The organism is Flavobacterium soyae (assembly GCF_021245985.1).
Classification (GTDB): Bacteria; Bacteroidota; Bacteroidia; order Flavobacteriales; family Flavobacteriaceae; genus Flavobacterium; species Flavobacterium soyae.
In genome coordinates this window covers 56,343-80,957 of sequence record NZ_JAJQXA010000022.1, presented here as the reverse complement: position 1 = coordinate 80,957, position 24,615 = coordinate 56,343, and the positions used below count along the sequence as shown (strand labels likewise).

The 24,615-nt window shown below is 33.1% G+C and carries 16 protein-coding genes; 7 read left to right on the top strand and 9 right to left on the bottom strand.

Features of this window, described 5'->3' with window-relative positions; translation table 11 throughout:
• Nucleotides 1-291 precede the first annotated feature (291 nt).
• From LUU93_RS20020 to LUU93_RS19985, 8 genes are all read right to left on the bottom strand, one after another.
• Nucleotides 292-837, bottom strand: a complete 546-nt coding sequence (locus LUU93_RS20020; protein ID WP_232682923.1) for a hypothetical protein — start codon at nt 835-837, stop codon at nt 292-294.
• A gap of 225 nt (nt 838-1,062) precedes the next feature.
• The gene (locus tag LUU93_RS20015) at nt 1,063-3,609 is read right to left on the bottom strand and encodes a TonB-dependent receptor (RefSeq protein ID WP_232682922.1); all 2,547 of its coding nucleotides are present in this window, start codon (nt 3,607-3,609) and stop codon (nt 1,063-1,065) included.
• Nucleotides 3,610-3,857: 248 nt separating this feature from the next.
• On the bottom strand, nt 3,858-4,271 hold the full coding sequence (locus LUU93_RS20010) for an RrF2 family transcriptional regulator (protein ID WP_232682921.1): 414 nt from the start codon (nt 4,269-4,271) through the stop codon (nt 3,858-3,860).
• Nucleotides 4,272-4,387: 116 nt separating this feature from the next.
• On the bottom strand, nt 4,388-5,206 hold the full coding sequence (locus LUU93_RS20005) for a TPM domain-containing protein (protein ID WP_232682920.1): 819 nt from the start codon (nt 5,204-5,206) through the stop codon (nt 4,388-4,390).
• Nucleotides 5,207-5,209: 3 nt separating this feature from the next.
• Nucleotides 5,210-5,647 carry a TPM domain-containing protein gene (locus LUU93_RS20000; RefSeq protein WP_232682919.1) on the bottom strand — a complete coding sequence of 146 codons (438 nt, stop codon included), beginning with the start codon at nt 5,645-5,647 and terminating at the stop codon, nt 5,210-5,212.
• Nucleotides 5,648-5,711: 64 nt separating this feature from the next.
• The gene (locus tag LUU93_RS19995; protein WP_232682918.1) at nt 5,712-6,296 is read right to left on the bottom strand and encodes a LemA family protein; all 585 of its coding nucleotides are present in this window, start codon (nt 6,294-6,296) and stop codon (nt 5,712-5,714) included.
• A gap of 34 nt (nt 6,297-6,330) precedes the next feature.
• The gene (locus LUU93_RS19990; RefSeq protein WP_053470537.1) at nt 6,331-6,663 is read right to left on the bottom strand and encodes a MerR family transcriptional regulator; all 333 of its coding nucleotides are present in this window, start codon (nt 6,661-6,663) and stop codon (nt 6,331-6,333) included.
• 46 nt (nt 6,664-6,709) lie between these two features.
• Nucleotides 6,710-7,687: a peptidoglycan DD-metalloendopeptidase family protein gene (locus LUU93_RS19985; RefSeq protein ID WP_232682917.1), complete on the bottom strand. Its 978-nt coding sequence runs from the start codon at nt 7,685-7,687 to the stop codon at nt 6,710-6,712.
• A 277-nt stretch (nt 7,688-7,964) separates the two neighbouring features.
• Here LUU93_RS19985 and alaS point away from each other — a divergent pair, with 277 nt between their 5' ends.
• Nucleotides 7,965-10,601 carry an alanine--tRNA ligase gene (alaS, locus tag LUU93_RS19980; protein ID WP_232682916.1) on the top strand — a complete coding sequence of 879 codons (2,637 nt, stop codon included), beginning with the start codon at nt 7,965-7,967 and terminating at the stop codon, nt 10,599-10,601.
• Nucleotides 10,602-11,188: 587 nt separating this feature from the next.
• Nucleotides 11,189-12,055 carry a hypothetical protein gene (locus LUU93_RS19975; RefSeq protein ID WP_232682915.1) on the top strand — a complete coding sequence of 289 codons (867 nt, stop codon included), beginning with the start codon at nt 11,189-11,191 and terminating at the stop codon, nt 12,053-12,055.
• 98 nt (nt 12,056-12,153) lie between these two features.
• Here the strand turns inward: LUU93_RS19975 and LUU93_RS19970 are convergent, their stop codons facing one another.
• Nucleotides 12,154-13,899, bottom strand: a complete 1,746-nt coding sequence (locus LUU93_RS19970; RefSeq protein ID WP_232682914.1) for an ABC transporter ATP-binding protein — start codon at nt 13,897-13,899, stop codon at nt 12,154-12,156.
• 329 nt (nt 13,900-14,228) lie between these two features.
• Here LUU93_RS19970 and LUU93_RS19965 point away from each other — a divergent pair, with 329 nt between their 5' ends.
• From LUU93_RS19965 to LUU93_RS19945, 5 genes are all read left to right on the top strand, one after another.
• The gene (locus tag LUU93_RS19965; RefSeq protein WP_232682913.1) at nt 14,229-14,999 is read left to right on the top strand and encodes a hypothetical protein; all 771 of its coding nucleotides are present in this window, start codon (nt 14,229-14,231) and stop codon (nt 14,997-14,999) included.
• Between the two features lie 80 nt (nt 15,000-15,079).
• Nucleotides 15,080-16,036 carry a GSCFA domain-containing protein gene (locus LUU93_RS19960; RefSeq protein ID WP_232682911.1) on the top strand — a complete coding sequence of 319 codons (957 nt, stop codon included), beginning with the start codon at nt 15,080-15,082 and terminating at the stop codon, nt 16,034-16,036.
• A gap of 230 nt (nt 16,037-16,266) precedes the next feature.
• Nucleotides 16,267-21,381: a translocation/assembly module TamB domain-containing protein gene (locus LUU93_RS19955; protein WP_232682910.1), complete on the top strand. Its 5,115-nt coding sequence runs from the start codon at nt 16,267-16,269 to the stop codon at nt 21,379-21,381.
• Nucleotides 21,365-23,683, top strand: a complete 2,319-nt coding sequence (gene tamL, locus LUU93_RS19950) for a translocation and assembly module lipoprotein TamL (protein ID WP_232682909.1) — start codon at nt 21,365-21,367, stop codon at nt 23,681-23,683. Before LUU93_RS19955 ends, tamL begins: the two co-directional genes overlap by 17 nt.
• Nucleotides 23,684-23,855: 172 nt before the next feature.
• Nucleotides 23,856-24,485, top strand: coding sequence for a DUF4230 domain-containing protein (locus tag LUU93_RS19945; RefSeq protein ID WP_232682908.1), 630 nt, complete (start codon nt 23,856-23,858; stop codon nt 24,483-24,485).
• The last annotated feature ends 130 nt before the right edge of the window (nt 24,486-24,615 follow it).

Below are 24,615 nucleotides of genomic sequence, written 5' to 3'. Positions count from 1 at the left end.
TTTACCTAAAATCAGCAAGAAATAAAAAATTATCTTGAAAGTGGAATCCGAAAAACCTGAATTAATGTTTTTAGTGGACAATCTTGTTTTTACCAAAAAAAAGAAGCTGTCCTTTTGAGACAGCCTCATTTTTTCTGGCAGATTTTATTATTCTGCTGCCAATATTTAACTCCTAACGGAGTAACAAAAAATATCTTGGAGAGATTATATTATTGGTAGAAATCAATTTATTCATGTCAATTTTTGTCCCGTAAGGACTACACTTTATTAACTAGCAGCTTGAATTAAGTATTAAATAGAAGAACAATATTTATCATCAAAGACGATAGCTGTTTTATTATCTAAGTTTAAAAATGATTCAAGCTGTGGTATGATTTCCATTTCTAAAAAGCGTACTTCCGGATTGGTTCTATTTTCGTTTTTTATGTCAGCAGTTAATTTAATCTTTTTAATTCTTGTATTATCCACAGATAGAAGAGAATAATGATAATTCATTGATCTGGATTTTGAAATAATATCTGAAACATTATTTAATGAAATAATTTTCTTTTTACCCAGCTGAGTGATTTTGTAGAAAGCACCATCTGTTTTGTCAAAAATAAATGTTGTTTTATTTTTAATCCGGAATTTGTAAATACCATTAAAAACTAAAACAGCGCTTATCAGAATAGAGAGAATAAATCCAATTTTGAAATTATGTAAGTGTGATAATGCAAATCCCGCAGTCAAAACTAAAATTCCTAATACAGACTTTAGAATGATATTTGATTTTTCGTACCAATAAGGATTATATGATATTTGACTTGCTGAAACTGTAAAATTATAATAATTCTGCATTTTAGTATTTTGTTTACATTACTAATATCTTCCGTCCAGAAGAAGAATCATTGTCTAAAAAATATTAAATTTCATTGTTTAGAATGAAATAAAACGCTTCTATAAGTTTTTAAAATAACAGTTTCGGGTAATTGTATTTTGATGAAACATTTTGCAAAAAAAACGAGATACGTTTTTAAACGTATCCCGTTAATTTAGTTTTTAGTTTTAATTCTTAATTTATTGTTACAAGCTGTATTTCAATGTGATTCCGTAAGTTCTTTGATCACCTAATACACCAGCATATTGTCCTGCGTTACCTCCTGCCGGCAATAACTGTTCATAGTAATCTTTGTTTAAAAGGTTACGTCCCCAAAAGTGAACAGATAAACCTTGTGATGCACGGAAACCTAAACGAGCATTAAAAATTGCATATCCTTGTACAACTAAATATTTTGAAGCCGAAGGGCTTGAAGAAAATTCAGAACGAGCATAAGAATCAACAGCAAGGAAAACTTTTCCCGCATTCCCAAAGAATCTTGCATTATCAGAAAGTTCACCACCTAAAGATCCTGCCCATCTTGAAGCACCCGGAAGATTAGTTCCGGAAACATCTTTGAAAGATACCGGAGCTCCGGTTTCTTCTAACGGAAGCGGTGCGTTAGTGAATTTTTTATAAATACCATCTGTATAAGTTGCAGCACCATTTATAGTTAAATGTGAACTTATAACAAAGCTTGCATCTAATTCAACACCTTGTACACGTACTTCGTCAGCATTTGCAAGATAACCACGGTTTACACCCAATTCAGCAGCCTGAACATTAGTTTGGAAATCTTTAATGTCTGTTCTAAAAGCAGCAATATTGAAGATTGAATTTTTGAAAGGAGAAGTTTTTACTCCCACCTCATAATGATATACTTTTTCAGGTTTGATAACAGCAAGTTCAAGCAGCGGCTGTCCGGCTGAGTTTGTTGGAAGCCCGGCTACGTTTACACCAACCGGTTTGTAGCTTTTTGCAAAAGTTCCGTAAGCATTGATTTTATCCGAAGCCTTAAAAGTAACAGTAATATTTCCGGAAAAGTCTGTATTATCAATAGCTGAATCAAATGCCTGATCAGAATATACTTGTTTTTTTAAAGCAAGTAATGCAGGATCTGTTGTTTGTAAACCTCCATAAGTTGTACGAGCATAGTGAGCATCTTTTTTGTCAAAATTATATCGTAAACCTGGTAAAACATGCAGACGATCTGTAATTGCCCAGTCAAGCTGGCCAAAAACTGCAGCACTAGATGCCCTGATATTTGCATCAGTTTTGATTCCGTATCCTTCAAAAAGACCCGGGGTTTTCCATAAAGAACTAGTTGAACTTTGTGCAAACCTCCATTGTGCACTTCCAGATTCTTCAGTACCATCTGTTTGAGATGTTTGATCGATAAAGAATACTCCGGCAACACCACTGATTTTAGAAGTTAACCGTCCTGCGTAACGAACTTCTTGCGTAATCTGAGTTTGTCTAGTTGGGTTTTGAGACTTAGCCAATACTTGTAATCCTGTAAAATCTCTATCATTTGATGGATCCCAGTTCCAAAAACGCCATGCAGTTGTTGAAGTAAGAGTCCCGCCTCCAATTTTTGTATCAATGTTTAAAGAAACACCTCCCATATCCTGATTAGAACGCCATGGTGTATCCTGATCAATTCTACGATCAAATGCATTTTGGCTTGGAAGCTGGTAATTTAAATCTTTAATAATAGCATCAAATTGACGGTAAGCAGCTCTTTGTGTTGGAGCAACACCGGCAACAACTTGCGCATATCCGTCAGGACGCTGCGTTGTAATATCAGCTGCAAATATAACATTTGTATTTACAGTTGGAGTCCAAAGTAACTGACCTCTAATACCTTGATTGTTTAATGTATTTGTAGATCTTCCTGTTGCAACATTGTCAACTAAGCCATCACGTGACGTACCTGAGAAAGATAATCTACCTGCCACTTTGCTTCCTAAAGCACCAGTAACAGAAGCTTTAGCCTGCAAGAAAGAATAATTTCCATAGCTTACCTCAAAGTCAGCACCCGATGTAAAACTTGGTTTACGAGTTGTAATGTTGAAAGCTCCAGAAGTTGTATTTTTTCCAAATAAAGAACCTTGCGGTCCGCGTAAAACCTCAATTTGTTCTACGTCGATAAAGTCAAGAGTTGTTGCAGCCGGACGAGCGTAGTAAACACCGTCAACATAAAATCCAACTCCCGGGTCGATACCATCATTTGTTAACCCGAACGGAGAACCTAAACTTCTAATGTTGATACCCGTATTTCTTGGATTTGAAGAATAAAGCTGAACCGAAGGAACTAATTCCTTAATACGGTTTACATTAAAGGCTCCGGTTTGTTCTGCCTGTTTTCCTGTAATTACAGAAATTGCAATTGGCACATCCTGAACTTTTTCAATTCTTCTTCTTGAAGAAACTACAACTTCAATAAGTTCATTTTCTTCCTTAAGTGCAACCTGAATTGGATTTACCGGAATAGAAGTTACTTCTATTTCAGCTGTTGTAAAGCCAACATATTGAATTAAAAGTGTAAATGGCAATCTCCCTTTTGAATCGATTGTAAATTTACCGCTGTTGTCTGTTACAGCGCTGTTTGTAGTTCCTTTAACTACCACGTTTACGGCTTCTAAAGGGATGTTTTCGTTTGTTGTAACTACACCTTCAATGTTTTGTGCAAATGATACAGTGAAAGTTAAAAAGAATAATATTGTAAAGATATTTTGTAAAGACGTTTTCATTTTTATATTAAGTATATGTAATTAGTAGAATTTAAAGGAAATTTTTTTAAATCAGCATATACACATTAAAGATGAATTTCTTTTCACAGAAGCTGAAAGCCTTGTTTGTTTATTTTGCAAAAGTTTTGATACACCTGATGGACTAAAATGTACTTTCATGTTAAAAATTTTGTAAATGGTTAGTTAAATATTTTGTGCAAATATAAATATTAATTCTATCGATTTACTAGGAATTAGAAAATATTTTTTTATTTATTTACCAATGAAGCGATTGTGATGCCTTCCATTGCCTTCAAAGTTTTATCTCTAATAAGCATTAAACCTTGACGCAGACTGCATTCAGACTCGGTTTTACAATCAGAGCAAGGCTCATAAAAATTTAAAGAAGCGCATGGCAAAAGTGCAATTGCACCGTCAAATAATCGGTGAATTTCTGCCAAAGTGATGTCATTTTTTGATTTTATTAGATAATATCCGCCAAATTTTCCCTGCTTACTGCTCACAAAACGTCCTCGTTTTAGATCTAATAAAATCTGTTCTAAAAACTTTTTAGGAATGTTAGCGCCATCAGCAATTTCTATAGTTCTAGAAATGTGATTTTCGTCTTGTTCTGCTAAATAAAGTAAGGCCTTAAGGGCGTATTTTGCTTTATGTGATAACATCTATATTTGAATTATAAATTGTAAATTATGAATTATAAATTTAACTAAAATAATTTAGTAAACCTGAAACTTAAATAAAAGAAACCAGAAACAAAGAAAACTTGAAACAAAAGTTTCTACCAGCTTCCGCCAGAACCTCCTCCGGAGAATCCGCCTCCGCCAAATCCACCGCCGAAGCCTCCGCCTCCGCCAGATGAACCACCGCCAAATCCTCCAAAGCCGCCGCCGCTGCTTCTGCCAAGACTGCTTAAAAGAATTACATCCATCAGGCTTGGACCGCCGCCATTGCTGCCAGAATTTCCTCCACCGCCTCTTTTGCTGCGGGAAAGTAAAATTAAAACAATTACAACAATTACGATAAATGGAAGTATAGGAAAGTCTTTTCCTTTAGATTGTTTGCGTTCTCCTTTATATTTGCCTTTAAAAACATCAAAAAGCGCATCGGCACCTTTATCAAGTCCGCGATAATAACTTCCTGCTTTAAATTCCGGGATAATAATGTTTCGGGTAATTTCTCCACCAATTCCGGCTGTTAAACGATCTTCTAATCCGTAACCAGGCGAAATCCAGATTCTTCTTTCGGCTTTAGCCAATAAAATCAAAACCCCGTTATCTTCTTTTGCCTGTCCAATTCCCCATTCCTGAGCCCATTTTGGAGTAAGAATTCCAATATCTTCGCCTTTTAAGCTTTCGATAGTAATTACTACAATTTGAGTGGAAGTTGAATCAGAATAACGAACTAATTTTTCTTCTAACTGCGTTTTTTCAGAAGCACTTAAAACATTAGCGTAGTCATAAACAGAAGTTTGAAAATCCGGTTTTTTTGGAATATCGAATTGAGCAAAAATGCTATTGCTGATAAAAAGCGTGATAAACAAAAGAGTAAACTGAAAAATTCTATTGGAATTTAAAATTTTATTATTGGAATTTTTCATTATTTATCCTTTTGAGATTTCGTTAGATAATTCGTTTGTATCGTCTGCTAATGAAGGAAAATGCTTTTTTAGCTGTTCGCCGGCATTCAAAATACCATCCACAATTCCCTGTTTAAAGTTACCAGATTTAAAATGATTGGTCATAACATCTTTGGTACAATCCCAAAAATCATCAGCAACCAAATCATCGATTCCTTTGTCGCCGCAAATCACGAAGTTTTTATCATCAATTGCAAAATAAAGTAAAACACCATTTTTTAGTTTGGTTTCATCCATTCGTAATTCATGAAAAACTTCTAAAGCTCTGTCAAAATGAGCTTTAGAAGTTGTTTTTTCTATATGAACCCTAATTTCGCCAGAAGTGTTTTCTTCAGCCATACGAATAGCTTCAATAATTTCCTGCTCTTCAGCTTTGGTTAAAAAATCTTCTACATTTGACATGGGGAATGATTTTAGAGTTTAGATTTATGATTTTAGATTATTTTCTAAAAATATTGAATTCTTTTTAGAATTTTACTTCAACTGGTTTGTCTGCTCCTGTAGAAGCTTCGAAATATGGTTTTTCTTTGTATTCGCTCAGGAACCAGTTGTTTGGTATTTTTAAGATGTAACCATTATAACCTTGTACAGATTCGTTAAAACGAGTTCTAGCCGTTAAAATTTGGTTTTCTGTACTTGCTAATTCGTCTTGTAATTTCAAGAAGTTTTCGTTTGCTTTCAGAGTTGGATATTGCTCAACCGAAACTAATAATTTTGATAAAGAAGAAGAAACACCGCTTTGAGCCTGGTTGAATTGTGCCAATTGCTCTGGAGTTACATTACTTGGATCAATAGTTACAGAAGTTGCTTTTGCACGAGCTTCGATTACTGCTGTTAAAGTTGATTTTTCAAAATCAGCAGCACCTTTAACTGTATTTACTAAATTACCAATAAGGTCATTTCTTCTTTGGTAAGCTGTTTGTACGTTACCCCATTCTTTATTTACAGCTTGGCTGTATTGCAAAGCACTATTTTTAATTCCAATCGACCAAAATGCGATAATGGCAATAAATACGATAATAATTCCTACAGGGATTAACCACTTTTTCATATTTGTTTTGATTTAAGTTTATTTCTATTTTTAATTACAATTCGTTTTTGATATCGTTTAATTGTGTTTTTATGGTCTCTAATTTACGTATTATTTCGAATTTATCTAACGTTTTCTTCTGACCTTCTTTTAAATGTGTTTTGGCACCTTCAAGTGTAAAACCTCTTTCTTTAACTAAATGATAAATTAACTGCAGGTTGGTTACATCCTCTGGAGTAAACATTCTGTTGCCTTTGGCGTTCTTCTTTGGTTTCAGGATATCAAATTCGCTGTCCCAAAATCGTATCAAGGATGCATTGACATTAAAAGCTTTGGCAACTTCGCCAATGCTGTAATATCTTTTATCTTTTGAAAGCTCAATATGCATGTTTTTTTGTTTCTAATTTATTTCAAAAATAATACTTTTTGTAGTATTAATCTAATGACTGATTTTCCTGGTTTGCCATTTGCGAAATTGCTACGTATTCTGCTGCCGAAATATTTCCGTAATAGAAGTTCAGCGGGTTCACAACTTTTCCATCTTTATGTACTTCATAATGGCAATGCGGCCCTTCAGATCTTCCTGTACTTCCTACATAACCTATAACATCGCCGCGTTTGACATGTTGTCCGGGCCTGCAGTTATATTTGCTCAAATGCGCATACAAACTCTCATATCCAAAACCATGCCTGATGACAACATGGTTCCCAAAGCCCGAAGCTGTGTTGTCAGCCCTTGCCACAACGCCGTCGCCGGTGGCATAAACAGGTGCTCCTGTGTTGGCAGTAAAATCCATTCCGTTGTGCATTTTTCGCACTTTCGTAAAAGGATCGATTCTGTACCCAAAGCCGGAAGCAACACGTTTTAAATTTTCATTTTGTACCGGCTGAATTGCCGGAATCGCTAATAATAAATTTTCTTTTGCACCGGCTAATTTCAATATTTCATCTAATGATTTAGACTGAATGGCCAATTCTTTTGAAAGTTTATCTATTCTTTTTGTCGTGTTCAAAACCAGCTGCGAATTGTTGTAACCTTCTAAAACCTTATATCTTTCAGGATTTCTAAAACCTGCTTTTCTAATAGAATCCGGAATTTCGGCTTTATTAAAATATACTCTGTAAATATTATTGTCACGTTCTTCTAAAGCATCAGCGGCAGCGTCAATTTCGTCCAGTTTTCTATTTAAAATCGAATATTGCAGCTTTAAATTTTCAATTTCACGTGCCTGCAAACGATCTTTTGGTGTTTCAAAATACGGAGTGTTAATTAAAAGTACAAAAACTAAAAATCCAAACAATGCCGAAGCCACTAAAAACAGTAAAGCATAACCGATTTTGATTCTTTTTCTGGTTTTTATTTTTGTATAAGCCAGATTTTCTGAGTCGTAATAATATTTTACTTTCGCCATATTTTAAAATACGCTATTTTTGCAGCTTGTAAAATTAATTAGTCGAACAAAATTACTAAATGTTTCAGTTGTTGACAGCTTTTTTACAAGAACAGGTTAATTAGATAATTGGGGCAAATTAGATAATTAGATAATGCGCAAAATAAGGAATTTATTGTTGTAAACTATAAGTTTTTTATTTTCAGTTTTAAAATAAACGCATCATCAAATAAACAAATTATCTAATTATCTAATTTTCAAATTAACACATTAAATGGACACATTTTCTAATTTAAATATGAAATCACAAGACGTACGTAAGCAATTTTTAGACTTTTTTAAAAGCAATGGACACCTTATTGTTCCATCGGCTCCTATCGTTCTTAAAGACGATCCAACCTTAATGTTCAATAACTCGGGAATGGCCCAGTTTAAAGAATTTTTCTTAGGGAACGGAACTCCAAAAAGCCCAAGAATAGCCGATACGCAAAAATGTCTTCGTGTTTCTGGAAAACATAATGATCTTGAAGATGTAGGTTTTGATACCTATCATCATACTATGTTTGAGATGTTAGGAAACTGGTCTTTTGGAGATTACTTTAAAAAAGAAGCAATCAACTGGGCTTGGCAGCTTTTGACAGAAGTTTATAAAATTCCAAAAGAAAATCTTTATGTTTCTGTTTTTGAAGGAAGCAAAGAAGATAATGTTCCATTTGATCAGGAAGCTTGGGATATCTGGAAAACATTAATCGATGAAGACCGAATTATTCTTGGAAATAAAAAAGACAATTTCTGGGAAATGGGAGATCAGGGACCTTGCGGACCTTGTTCTGAAATTCACGTTGATTTACGTCCGGAAGCTGAGAAAGCTTTAGTTACAGGAAAAAGTTTGGTAAACAACGATCACCCGCAAGTAGTTGAAATCTGGAATAATGTATTCATGGAATTCAACCGTAAAGCTGACGGATCTCTTGAAAAACTTCCTGCACAGCACGTTGATACCGGAATGGGATTTGAGCGTTTGTGTATGGCTTTACAAGGAAAAACATCAAATTATGATACAGATGTTTTTACACCGCTTATTGAAAAAGTAGAACAAATTACAGGTTTAAAATATACATCTGATGAAGTAAAAAACATCTCAGAAGAACAAAATAAAACCAACATTGCAATTCGTGTTATTGTAGATCACGTTCGTGCCGTTGCATTTGCAATTGCTGACGGACAATTACCATCAAATACGGGAGCTGGATATGTTATTCGCAGGATTTTGCGTCGTGCTATTCGTTACGGATTTACATTCTTAAATACGAAAGAACCTTTTATCAATAAATTGGTAGAAGTTCTGGCAAACCAAATGGGAGAATTTTTCCCAGAAATTAAATCACAGCAGCAATTAGTTACCAATGTAATTCGTGAAGAAGAAGCTTCTTTCTTAAGAACCTTGGATCAAGGTTTGCAATTGTTAGAAAATGTAGTTGCTGAAACTACAGGAAAAGAAGTTTCTGGCGCTAAGGTTTTTGAATTGTACGATACGTTTGGTTTTCCAAAAGATTTGACTGCTTTGATTTTAAAAGAAAAAGGTTTCTCTTATAATGAAACAGAATTTGAAGTAGAATTACAAAAACAAAAAACACGTTCTCGTGCAGCGTCTGAAGTTTCAACGGAAGACTGGAATGTTTTGATTTCCGGAAATGTAGAAACATTTGTTGGTTATGATAAAACTGAAAACGAAGTAAAAATTACTCGTATCAGAAAAGTTGATTCTAAAAAAGATGGTATTTTGTACCAAATCGTTTTAGATAATACACCTTTTTATCCAGAAGGCGGAGGACAAGTTGGTGATAAAGGAACATTGGTTTCGGCAAATGAAACAATTGAAATTATCGATACCAAAAAAGAAAATAACTTGATTTTGCATTTTGCAAAACAGCTTCCAGAAAACGTTGAAGCAGGTTTTGTGGCAAAAGTAAATACTGATTTAAGAACGTCAACTTCTAAAAATCACTCAGCTACGCATTTAATGCATTTGGCTTTGAGAAGCATTTTAGGAACGCATGTGGAGCAAAAAGGATCATTGGTAAATCCAAATTACCTGCGTTTTGACTTCTCACATTTCAGCAAAGTTTCTGATGAAGAAATTAAACAAGTAGAAGCTTCTGTAAATGCTCAAATTGAAGCGCAATTACAGTTGGTTGAACATAGAAGTATTCCAATTCAGGAAGCATTAGATAAAGGCGCAATGGCTTTATTTGGTGAGAAATACGGCGATAATGTTCGTATGATTGAGTTTGGTGATAGTAAAGAATTATGCGGTGGTATTCACGTAAAAAATACAGCAGAGATCTGGCATTTCAAAATTATTTCTGAAGGTGCTGTTGCAGCTGGAATTCGTCGTATTGAAGCAATCACTGGTGATGCGGTGAAAAACTTCTATCTAAACCAGGAAAATACATTGGCAGAGATAAAAGAAACGCTTAAAAATCCACAGGATATTTTAAAATCTGTTGCTTCACTTCAGGATGATAATGCTAAGTTGAAAAAACAAGTTGAGCAATTATTGAAAGAGAAAGTAGGTTCGTTAAAAACTGAATTAGAAAAAGATTTCCAGGAAGTAAACGGAGTAAATTTCCTTGCGAGACAAGTTGACTTAAGCATGGCTTCTACAAAAGATTTGGCTTCGGCTTTAGGAAGTTCAAAACCAGATTCGTTTGTGTTTTTAGCTTCTGTAGAAGATGGGTTACCAAATATTCATTGTTATATCACTAAAGAATTAGTTGCAGGTAAAGGCTTAAATGCTAATACAGTTATTAAAGAATTAGGAAAATATATTGACGGAAATGGAGGAGGACAGTCTTTCTTCGCATCTGGAAAAGGTAAAAATGCTGCTGGAATTGCTGAGGCTTTGGCTAAGGCAGTTGAGTTTGTGAAGTAGTTTTTAAAGTTGCTAAGAATCTAAGTTACTAAGGTTCTAAGATTTTGAAATTATAGATAAAGTAAACCCGACAGGTTTTTAAAACCTGTCGGGTTTTGTGTTAAATAAAGCTACTGAGAATCTAAGTTATTAAGACTTAAATTTATTATCAAGATTTAATAGCGTCCAGCTTTAGCTGGATGTTCCTGAAATTATAAAGAAAAGGGCTTTAGCCAAACTGTTACGTTTGGCTAAAGCCCTTTTCTTATTTTATTTTTCCCATCCAGCTAAAGCTGGACGCTATTGAAAAAAACTTAGAATCTTAGTATCTCGGCAACTTAGAACCTTAAAAACTATTTTCTTTCTCCAATCTGTTGGTACCACATAGCATAATACAACCCTTTTTCAACAATTAAATCATCATGTTTACCCTGTTCCGGAATAAAAATTCTATCAGCGAGTAAACCCGACAGGTTTTTAAAACCTGTCGGGTTTTGTATTTTATTGGAGGTTAATAATACCTTAAACTATCATTTTGGCAGCTTATTGTGGCTATTACTTTTTGCGAAAACGTTTTCTTTTACTTAATAATTTTAAAACAATTTATTATGAAAAAGATTTTATTTTATTTTTTAACGGCTTTCTTAGTTGTCTTAAGTTCGTGTTCTTCTGTAGATGAAGATAATAAAGCATATATGAATAATAAGACATATATGAAGCTAGAACAACAAACTGTAGTTTTGCCAAAGACAATAAAGATTAGTAACTCGGACAATTCTTCTGAAATTTTAGAAACGATTTCTTATGATGGAAATAAAATAGTAAGTAAAACTAGTAAAAACGAAAGAACTGATTATACCTACGAGGGAGATTTTATTGTAAAAGAAGTCAAGTATAATACTCAAAGTGGCAGTGATGTAAAGAAAGAAGAATACACATATAGCTATGAAAATAGTAAATTGACTTCATCTAAGTACACAAAAGATTATACTGCTGAATATCCAAATGGAAATCATGAAGAGACAAATGTTTATACTTATGAGACAAATGGTACTGTTATTATAAAATCTTATTTTATTGACTACAAATTCTTTAAGATAGAAGGGTTTGGTAACACTGCTTTATTACAATGGACCGATGTGCTTACTTTTGAAAATAGAAATTTGGTAAAAAAAATGTCTTATCTGGCCCATCATCCAATGATAGTTTATGCAGAGACAGATACAACCGAATATTTATATGAATATGATACAAATAATGATCCTTTTAAAAATATTTTAGGATTTGATTTGTTATTGAAGAATGTGTTTTCAAATAATATAGTTAAGAAAACTATGTCTAGTGTTTTATGGAATGGAAACTATTTGAATACAACGACTATAAAAACAGAATATATTTGTAATGAGGAAGGGTATCCTATTAAAGTACTTAATGATCATTTATACCCATATAAAACAGTAGAGTATACTTATTAATGAAATTCCTAAGCTAAGTCTTTATAAAAGTAAACCCTTTCATTTCTGTGAAAGGGTTTTTTGTTTTAAAGTTGAAAAAAAACTTAGTATCTAAAAGGCTACTTACGCTCACCAATCTGCTGGCGCCACATAGCATAATACAAACCTCTTTCAACAATTAAATCATCATGTTTCCCTTGCTCAATGATTTTACCTTGTTCCAGAACAAAAATTCTATCAGCGTGCATTACAGTTGATAAACGGTGTGCAATTAAAACTGTGATTCTGTTTTTATCAGATATATTTCTGATTGTCGCATTAATTTCTTCTTCAGTAATAGAATCTAAAGCTGAAGTCGCTTCATCAAAAATCAATAAATTCGGATTTCTAAGAATAGCTCTTGCAATAGACAAACGCTGTTTTTCTCCACCAGAAACTTTTATTCCGCCTTCACCAATTGTAGTATTTAAACCATCTTCGGCACGTTTTAAAAGTTTATCGCAGCTTGCTCTTTTTAAGGCATCGTATAAATCTTCGTCGGCTGCGTTTGGTTTTACAAACAGGAGATTTTCACGAATTGTTCCAGAGAATAATTGGGCGTCCTGTGTTACAAAACCCAATTGTTTTCTTAAATCTAATAAATCAATTTCTGTAGAATCGATATCATTATACAAAACCTGACCTTCTGCAGGTGTATACAAGCCAACCAATAATTTTACTAAAGTTGTTTTTCCGGAACCAGACGGGCCGACAAAAGCGACGGTCTGACCTTGTTTAATTTCAAAGTTAATATTTTCAACTGCTTTGAATTTAGCTGTTTTGTGCTGAAAACTAACATTTGAAAACAATAATGACTGAATTGCTCCAACATGTTTTGGACTTTTCGGGCGGAATTCTTTTGGAGCGCTTAATAAGGTTTTGAAATTTTCCATTGATACTTTGGTTTCATTCAAAGCAATAATGAAATTTCCAAGTTCCTGAAGCGGGCCAAAAATGAAAAAAGTAAAAAATACCATTGTCAGCAAATCACCCACAATAATTTTTCCTCCAAATAAGAAATAATACAAAGTAAAAACCACGCAGGTTCTTAAAAAGTGAACAGTTGTTCCCTGAATAAAACTTAAGCTTCGAATAAATCGAACTTTTTCTAATTCTAAATGTAGAATTTTAAAAGTGTTTAAGTTTAAACGTTTCTCTTCCTGATACGTTAAGCCAAGACTTTTTACCAATTCGATATTACGTAAACTCTCCGTTGTTGAACCTGCCAAAGCATTGGTTTGATTAACAATTTTCTTAGAAACGATTTTAATTTTTTTACCTAAATAAGAACTTACCAAAGCAATAATTGGTGCTGTAATTAAAAAGATAATTGAAATTCGGAAATCAATTCGGGCGACATACAAAATCACAAATATGAATCCGATGATGGTTTGAAAAATAAGCGAAATAGAAAGTGTAATTAATTTTTCAGAATCAGAGCGAACTTTGGTTAACTTACTCAAAGTTTCACCACTTCGCTGATCTTCAAATTCAGCATAAGGTAAATCCAGAGATTTTTTAATTCCGTCGGTATACATTTGAGCCCCGGTTCTCTGGATCACCACATTGGTAAAATAATCCTGAAAGTTTTTGGTAATTCTGGAAATCATGGCTGCCGCAAGCGAAAGACCCAGCCAGAATGATAAAGATTTGATAAACCCAATTTCGTTTCCTTTGTACTTTGCCAGTCCAACCCCGCAGTCCTGCATTAATTTACCCGTAATAATAGAGTCTGACAAACTGAAACAAATGTTTATAGAGGCCATAATCAAAGCAAAAAACAAAAGCATTTTGTGTTTGATTATATAAGAATATAATAATTTCATAGATATTTTAAAAAAATGGAAGATGCAAAAGTAAGCAAATGTTTGTCTTGATGGAGTTGATTTTTGTTATTAAAAATGTAAATTTTTATTTATTGATCTTTAGCTTATATCGAAGGGATTATTATTCAATAACAAAATGAGCAATTATTGATATTTATTTGAGAAACTATATTTATGATGATAAAGATTATCAGTGAATAGAAATAGAAAATATACCTACTAGTTCTTGAGCTAAAAATACCTTATTGTAATAGTAAAATGACAGGAATAGCTCGTTTTTGTAAGGGGTGTGTGATATGTTTGTTAGTATAAATCTAAATACATGCCAAATGAAAAAGAATTTACTCCTTTTTTTAATTTTCACATTCCTTTCTTGTTCAAGTAATGATAGTGATAATACTGAAGATGATACGACAATATTACCTAAATCTATGATATATATTGATCCTGGATTTAGTACTGATACTGTTCTTTTTTCTTACGATAAAAATAAAATTAAAAGTATATCCTATAAAAAGGATAAAATTTATTACCATTATGAGGATAATATAATTGTAGGTAAAACCTACTATAATATTGTTCAAGGAAAAGAAGTTAGAGTTAATGGGGAAACTTATTCTTACACAAATGGAAAATTAGCATCGATTAATTATCTAGACAATTGGGCATCAAATCCTCGTATAATTAATATAAGATCGGTTTACACATATTTATCAGATACTTTAGTTAAAGAACAAAGATTTAGTACAGATTATTTAACTAAGATCGAAGCAGAGGATGATTATTTTTCTTTACTTAAGATAAAAAATGGAAATCTGATTAAAAGGGATTATGTAAATACAAAAACAGGCATCCATTCTTATACATTTACTTATGTTTATGATAATATGAATTCTCCTTTTAAAAATATTTTAGGTATGAGTTTACTTATAAATGATGAAAAATCATCTTTTAATAATCGTTTAAGCAGTTTTTCTGTCACTTCAAGTGCTTACCTTGATATAAAAGACTATGAATATGATGTTAAAGGATATCCAAGCTTAGAGACATATTATAAAGGAGGAAAACAAGTAACAACCATTACAAAATATTTGTATTAATTACCAAGAACCAAATACTTCATGTATTTGGTTTTTTTATTGGTGAAAATTGGTGAAATTCGTATTTAAATTTAGAAAATATGCAATTCAGAACCCAAATCCCAATTTCAAAAAGTAACAATCCAATTGATTATAACTCGAAGATACTTTCTGTTGGTTCTTGTTTTGTAGAAAATATGGCACAGAAATTTGATTATTTCAAGTTTCAAAATGAAAGAAATCCGTTTGGAATTATATTTAATCCGGTTTCGATTGAAAAATTATTCAGCAGAGTTTGCAATGAAGATGTATTTACAGAAAAAGACATTTTTTTTCACAACGAACGCTGGCACAGTTTCGAAGTACATTCAGATTTAAGTAATGCCAACAGACAAGAATTATTAGAAACGCTCAATAAAGCCATTACAGAAACCAATAAACAGATAAAAAAAGCCACACATATTATTGTAACATTTGGAACTTCCTGGATTTACAGAAATATTGAAAGCACCGAAATAGCTGCTAATTGCCATAAAGTTCCTCAAAAGCAGTTTTCAAAAGAGTTATTATCTGTTGAAGTAATTCAAAAAAGTATTCAAAACACCATAGATTTAATCCAGACTTTGAATCCAAATATCAATTTCATTTTTACTATTTCGCCAGTACGTCACATCAAAGATGGTTTTGTAGAAAATCAATTAAGCAAATCGCATTTATTTACAGCTTTGCATTCTGCGTTGAATACTGAACACTTAAAACTGAACACTGAATACTTTCCGTCCTACGAAATCATGATGGACGAACTTCGTGATTATCGTTTTTATAAGGAAGATATGCTGCATCCCAACCAAATCGCAATCGATTATATCTGGAAACTTTTCAGCGAAAATTATATCTCGCAAGAAAGCATTTCAACGATGCAGGAAGTAGATGAAATTCAAAAAAGCCTCCGCCATCGCAGCTTCAATCCCGAATCAGAACAACACCAAAAATTCCTGGCTAAACTTCAGCAGAAAATGAATCTTTTAGAAGAAAAGATTTCCCATCTTAAATTTTAATTTTTCACTAAGCACCAAATATTATTATAAGATATTTTGGATAAAAAAACTTTGCGTCTTAGCGCCTTAGTGGCTAAAACTCAAAAGTAAGAAATTAACTATTTTACAGCAAAATTTTAGAATAATTCCCAATAATTATGTAAATTGTTAAAGGTTTAAATTTTACATTTTTGTAAGATGCGCAGCCATGCTTTTTTCAGAAGCAATTAAATCCTGTATTTTATTGACCTATGAATAAGAAAACCACCATTCATTATCTAAAAAAAACATTTCGTATACTGCTTTGGTGTATAGTTTCTATAGTTGCGCTTTTATTACTTCTTATAATATTAATTCAGGTTCCTTCAGTTCAAAATTTCGCCAAAGACAAAGCGATCTCTTATCTCCATAAAAAGATAAAAACCAAAGTTTCCTTAGATCATATTTCCATTAAATTTCCGAAAGATGTAGTTCTTGAAGGTTTTTACTTTGAAGATCAAAAGAAAGATACACTGCTGGCAGGAAAACGTTTAGAAGTAGATGTTGACCTTTTTAAACTCGTAAGCAGAGAACTCGAAATCAATTCTGTTTCGCTAGAAAATGTAAAAGCCAATATTTCCCGAAATAAAGAAGGTGTTTTCAATTTCGATTATATCATAAAAGCATTCGAATCAAAAGAACCAAAAGTCGAAGATCCAAATGCAAAACCATTTAAAATATCAGTTGTAAAAGTAAATCTGGATAATGTCAAATTTAATTTTAAAGACGATTTTTCTAAAAATGACATTGCCGTAAAACTGACGCATTTTGATACAAAATTCAATAAATTCGATTTGGATAAAATGGATTTTGATATTCCAAATATCAATCTGAACGGATTAAAATTAGTTTTAAATCAGGATGTTGTAGAACAAATTGCTGTTGTTTCGGTAGAAACTGTAGATACAATTTCAAAACGAAAAGACTTCAAATTAAAACTCGGCAAAATCAGTTTGTCAAAAATTGATATTACGTACGATAATAAAGATTCAAAATTAGACTCAGGAATAAAACTCGGAAATTTAGATTTATCCGTTAATGAAATTGACTTAAACAAACAGCTTTTAGATTTCGATACTTTCGAACTAAAAAACCTTAGCGGAAATCTGCGTTTAGGAGTAAAAGACAAACAAATTCAAACACCAAGTTTAGATAAAACAGCCATAAAACAAGCCGGCTGGAAAGCAAAACTCAATAAAATAAACATACAAAATATAGCCTTTAAATTTGATGACATGCAATCGAAACCCACTGCAAAAGGAATCGATTACAGCCATTTAGATTTGAGCAAATTCAATCTTGAAGCCGAGAAATTGCATTATGGCAACGATACCATTTCGGGCAATATAAAATCACTTGCAGCAGCAGAAAAAAGCGGTTTGCACGTTCAGTCTTTAAAAACAGATTTTTTCTATGGGCCTAAAAACGTCTATTTAAATAATTTGTATTTAAAAACACCGCAAACACTTGTACAAGATAAAATTAAGGTTGAATACAAATCACTCGCAGCACTTCAAAAAGACATTGCAAATCTTGCTGTCGATGCCAATTTAAAAGATTCGAAAATCGGCTTTAAAGACATTTTGTTATTTGCTCCCGATTTGCAGAAAACTAATCCGTTTAAAAGTAATCCAAATGCGGTTTTATATATAAACAGCCGTGTGAGCGGAAAAGTAAAAGATTTGAATATTCCGAAATTCGAAATGAGCGGAATAGGAACCACAAAAGTTTCCCTTTCGGGGAAGATAACCGGGCTTCCTGATGCTCAAAAAGCGTATTATGATTTAGATATCAAAAAAATAATCACGACTTCTAAAGATATAAATACGTTTGTACCGGCAGGAACAATTCCGAAAAACATTCAGCTTCCGTCGCAAATAAACCTGCAGGGAAAATTTAAAGGTTCGGTTCAGAATTTCAAAACCAATCTGGCTTTAAACAACAGTTTCGGAAACGCAAAAGTAGATGCCTTATTCGATCAGCGTGTTAAGAAAAAAGAGAAATACGACGCAACGGTTTATCTGCTTGATTTTGATTTAGGCAGATTAATCAAAAACGATTCAATTGGAAAAATTACGCTTAAAGCAAAAGTAAAAGGAAATGGTTTAGACCCAAAAACAGCAAAAGCAGAGCTAGACGGAATTGTGCAGAAAGCAGTTTTTAACAGATATACTTACAGGGATTTAGCTTTAAAAGGAAATATCGAAAACGGATCATTTGCAGTAAAATCAGGAATGCAAGATCCAAATTTAAATTTTGATTTGGCTGCGAGCGGAAATACACAAGAAAAATATCCGTCAATAAAATTAAAACTAAACCTGGATATTGCTGATCTTGAAAAACTAAATCTTCATGCCGGACCAATGAAGCTTCGCGGCAATGTTGATGCTGATATTGCCAATAGTAATCCGAATTTTTTGAATGGAAAAGTGTTTCTTTCAAACGTTCAGATTCTGCAGGATAAAGAGCCAATTGTTTTAGATTCGGTTCGTATTATTGCTTTTTCAGACAATACCCGAAATAATATTAAAATCTCGTCTCAGTTTTTAAAAGCCGAAGTCGACGGAAAATACAAATTGACAACATTGACAGCGGCCATTAAAAAATCATTGTCAAAATATATTGATTTAAAAACTCCAAAAGCAAACGGAGAATCTGACGAGCAGCGTTTGGCTTTTACAGTAACGGTTGATAATGACCCGATTCTTTTTAAACTAATTCCGAAACTGACAGGTTTAGAACCAATTAAAATCACCGGAAAATACAACAACGTAACCGATTCTTTAGAAATAAGAGGAATAATTCCGAGAATTGTGTATGCAGAAAATACAATTTCCGACGGAAAAATTAATATCGAAGCCAAAGAAAATGCTTTAGAATATTCTGTTTCTGTGGCAACGATTGAAAGCGGTTCATTAAAAATTCCGTTTACCAGCTTATCAGGAAAAGTAGAAAATAATATTTTGACTTATGCGCTTGAAGTTCAGGACGCAAAAGAAAAACCTCAATATTTTATTGCCGGAGAATTTAAGGCAGAAGATTCTAAAAACATATTTAAAATTGATGCCGAAAACTTCATTTTAAATTACGACAAGTGGAACATTGATCCTGAAAATGCCATAGAATTTGGAGATAAACGTCTTTACGTCAATAAATTTTTCCTCAATAATAACGGAAATGAATTAAAAATTCAATCGCAGGGAACACAGGATAATGCGCCATTGCAAGTCGATTTTGTAAACTTCAAAATCGAAACCATTATGAATATGGTTAAAAAAGATAAACTGTTGATGCAGGGTTTAATTAACGGAAATGCTGTTGTAGAAAACGTAATGACAACCTCAACTTTTACTTCTGATTTAAAAATTGATGATTTTGCTTTTAGAGGAGAAACAGTTGGCGATATTGAAATAAAAGTTGATAATAAAACCGCTAATTTATTAAATGCAAATGTGGCATTAACCGGAGAAGGAAACGAAGTAAACCTGACCGGAAATTATAAAATGGATGATGGAAACCTTGACTTCAATTTAGATATCAATAAATTGTATGTTAAAAGTATTCAAGGCTTTACAATGGGCAGCATAACAGACGGAACGGGATATTTGTCAGGAAACTTTAAAATTCTCGGAAATGCATCAAGTCCAAAAGTTGCGGGCGAATTAAATTTTAATGATGGTGGTTTTAGAATCACACAGCTGAATTCATTTTTCAAAACAAATCAGGAAAAAATCACCTTTAATAATGATGTAATTACTTTCGATAAGTTTACGCTTCACGACGAAAACGACAACGAACTTGCTGTAGATGGAACTATTCAATCATCTGATTTTCAGAATTATAATTTTGGGTTAGTTGTTACAGCAAATGATTTTAGGGCAGTACATTCTAAAGAAACTGATAATGATTTGTTTTATGGAGATATGTTTTTAAATACAAAACTAAATATTAAAGGAAATTTAGATAGTCCGGTTGTCGACGGAACAATTAAAATTAATAAAGAAACCAAGTTTACGGTCGTAATGCCGCAATCAGATCCTTCAATCGCAGATCGCGAAGGAATTGTAGAGTTTGTTGACGAGGATAATATGTATTTGAGACAAAGGGTTGATTTACAAAACAAACTGGATCAGTCTGAAGTAAAAGGAATGGATGTTAATGTCGCCATTTCGATTGATAAAGAGGCAGAACTCACTTTGTTAATTGATAAAGCAAATGGTGATTATTTGAAATTGAAAGGAGAAGCAGAATTAGTTGGCGGAATCGATAAATCTGGAAAAACAACTTTGACCGGAAAATATGAGTTTTCGGATGGGGCTTATGAAATGAATTTTAACGGAATTAGAAGAAAATTTGATATTCAAAAAGGAAGTTATATCACTTGGAATGGTGAGCCGACAATGGCAAATTTAAATATTACGGCAATTTATAAAGTAAATGCTGCGCCAATTGATTTGCTTGGAAATCAGCTCCCGAACGATGATTCTGCCGTAAGAAATACATACAAACAAAAGCTTCCGTTTCAGACTTTATTGAAAATGAAAGGGGAATTAATGAAACCGGAAATTTCTTTTGGAATTGTACTTCCAGATGGTAATTACGATGTTTCTTCGGATGTTGTTACATTAACGCAGACTAAACTAAAACAATTAGAACAAGATCCTGCAGAATTAAATAAACAGGTTTTTGCTCTTTTATTATTAAACCGATTTGTGGGCGAAAATCCATTTGCAAGTGAAAGCGGCGGTACAAATGCCGAATCTTTGGCAAGGCAGAGTGTGAGCAAAATTCTTTCGCAGCAATTAAACAATCTTGCCGGAGAATTAATTACGGGATTTGAAGTCAATTTTGATTTAGAATCAACAGAAGATTATTCTTCCGGAACCATGCAAAACAGAACCGATTTGAATGTCGCTGTTTCTAAAAAACTGCTGGATGACAGATTGAAAGTAACTGTAGGAAGCAGTTTTGGCGTAGAAGGCGCAGAACGTGCCAACGAAGAAAGCACCAATATTGCGGGAGACGTGGCACTGGATTATCAGCTTACAAAAGACGGCCGTTATATGGTTCGTGCCTACAGAAAAAATCAATATCAGGTAGCGGTTGAAGGTCAGGTTGTAGAAACGGGTGTTGCTTTTATTATTACAATGAGTTACAATAAATTCAGAGAACTTTTTCATCGAACAGAAAAGGAAAAGGAACTAATAAGAGAAGAAAAAATCCGTAAAGAGAAAGAAAAACAAAAAAAGAAAGAAGTAAAAGAGAAGGGAAAACCAGAAGAAGAACAGCAGGAAAATCAAATTGAAGGCAATGAACAAAAAACATAATCATTTAGAAAATCAATATGCAAAGTATTTTTTACTGTTCTGCCTGTTTTTTGTTTTAGGCTGCAGTAATACAAAATATCTGCCAGAAGGAGATTTGCTTTACATTGGAGGTTCTGTAAAAGTCAAAGATTCTTTAATAAAGAAAAAGGAAAGAAAAGCACTCGAGAAAGAATTAGAAGATTTATTACGCCCAAAACCAAACAAACAAATTTTTGGATTACGTCCTAAATTATGGATTTACAATTTTGCCGGCGAGCCTAAAAAACAAAAAGGAACCAGATATTGGCTTCGAAATAAAGTAGGCGAGCCGCCAGTACTTTTCAGCAAAGTCGATTTAGATTACAATGTTTCTGTTTTACGAAATTTTACCGAAAACCGCGGTTATTTTAAAACCCGTGTCAGTGCCGATTCTACCGTTAGAAATAAACGGGTTACGGCAGAATATACTGTTATACCTAAAAAACAATACATCATTAAAAGCGTGACCTTTCCTGATGATTCTTTGGCAATGTCCAGAATTATAGGAAGATCAAGCCGAAGAAGTTTATTGAAAGTTGGAAAACCGTATGATCTCGATATTATAAAAGCCGAAAGAGAACGAATTGACGCAAGACTTAAAGAGAAAGGCTATTTTTACTTTAACCCAGATTATCTTTTGGCACAAGTAGACAGCAGTAAAGGAGATCACGAAGTAAAAGTCAGAATTATAATAAAACCAGATACGCCGCCAAAAGCCCTTACAGCTTATAAGATTAATAATATTTTTGTGTATCCCAATTATTCTCTTTCGAATGACAGTGCAGTTTATAGAAAAAGAGATATTACCCAATATAAAGATTTCACCATTATAGATACAACTGAAACCTTTAAACCAAGGATTTACGACCGAACAATATATTTTAAAAAAGGAGATTTGTATAACAGAAAGGACCATAATCTAACTTTAAATCGGTTTGTAAATCTGGGGACTTTTAGTTTCGTAAAAAATGAATTTAAACTTTCAGATAGTATTCCAAATGCATTGGATTCGTATTACTATCTAACGCTTCTGCCGAAAAAGTTTATTCGTGTTGAAGTTTTAGGAAAAACAAATTCAGCCAGTTATACTGGAACAGAAGTAAACGTGAACTGGAATAACCGAAACTTATTTAAAGGGGCAGAACTATTTACAGTATCTGTTTTTGGCGGTGCCGATTTTCAGCTTGGAGGCGTAAACAAAGGAAAAAATATTTATAAACTGGGAGCAGAAACAAGTTTAACCTGGCCGAGATTTATAACGCCGTTTAATATTGAAGGAAACAGTGAATATGTACCAAGAACTAAAGCAACTTTGCGATACGAATATCAAAAAAGAACGCAGTTGTATGCACTAAATTCCTTTAATACCTCTTTTGGATATTTGTGGAAAGAAAATATTCGGAAAGAACATCAGTTAAATGTGATCGATGTAACATATGTAAGTCCAAACCATGTTACACCAGAATATTTAGAAGATATTGAGGAAGATGCAGCATTAGGAAAAGTAATTGAAAAACAGTTAATTTTTGGTCCAACTTACAGCTATACCTATACAAATACGATGCAGAAACGCCGAAAAAATACAATCTATTTTAATGGAGAATTAGATTTGGCTGGTAATCTTACAGGTTTAGTTACAGGCGCGAATATTAAGAAAAATGACACGATAAAAATATTTGGTGTTCCGTTTAGCCAATATGTAAAAATCAGATCTGATTTCAGGCATTATTTAAAATTAGGAAAAGAAAGCGAATTAGCCAGCCGATTAATTGTGGGTGCCGGATTTGCTTACGGAAATTCAAATACGCTTCCAACATCAAAACAATTTGTAGTAGGAGGAACTAATAGTATTCGAGCCTTTAGAGCCAGAACTTTAGGGCCGGGAAGTTATGTTATTCCGCCAACAACAAACAATAATTATACACCAGATCAATCGGCAGATTTAAAACTGGAATTCAATACAGAATATCGTGCAAAATTATTTAGTATCGTAAGAGGTGCAGTATTTTTAGATGCTGGAAATATTTGGCTTTTAAATGCCGACCCAGATAAACCCGGAGCCGAAATCTCAAAAGATTTTATGAAACAAATTGCAGTTGGGGCAGGAGCAGGTTTGCGTTTTGATTTATCGTTCCTGATTTTAAGAACAGATTTAGCTATTCCGCTTCGAAATCCTTCCTTACCAGACGGACAACGCTGGGTAATTGACGATATTAATTTAGGAAGCAGTACGTGGAGAAAAGATAACCTGATTTTGAATATTGCGATTGGATATCCTTTTTAGAAAAAGTTTGCCACGAATTTCACGAATTTCACGAATTTTTTTGAGATTTTAATTTATGAATTGACCCATAAATACAACACATAGAATTAGTGGAAATTCGTGAAATTCGTGGCAAAAAAACTTTAGTAAGCTTCGAAAAAAAGAAGTAAATTCGTCTAAATATTTTACAGGAATGCAAAACTTAGTTAAAAGAATTATTAGTATCGGTATTACTATTTTAGTCATTGTTCTGGCTTTTAAATACTGCCAGTTTAAAAAAGATGACGACTCTACAATCGATTATAATACCAATTTAATTCAGCAGCAAATTTTAAATGTTGGAAAACTGGTGGTTACCGAAGGACATTTCTCTGAAGTAATCACGTATAAAAATCAGCAGAAGTATTTGATGGATATGATTTCATTTGAAAAAAAGGCACTTATTGTGGTAAATGCCAATGTTACCGTTGCCTACGATTTGCATAAAATGAAATACGATATCGACGAAAAAAACAAAACCATTACGATTCTAAATATCCCAAAAGAAGAAATCACGATTAATCCTGATATTCAGTTTTATGATGTCGAACAAAGCAAACTGAATCCGTTTACGGGCGACGATTACAATAAAATCAATAAATCGGTAAAAGCCAATCTGGCAAAAAAAATCGAAAAATCAACCCTAAAAACAAACGCCCAAAACCGATTAATAAGCGAATTGTCTAAGATCTTAATTATGACAAATTCTATGGGCTGGAAACTACAATATAACGGGAAAACTATAGAATCTGAAAGCGAATTAAATCAGGATTTGAAGTTATAAATGCCACAAAGGCACAAAGGCGCTAAGTTTTTTGCACTTCTGATAGCTAACGGGATAAAAAATCAAAATGATTTTAGTTGCCTCCAGCTTTAGCTGGAGGTATACATGAAGAAATTAAAAAAGGCTTTAG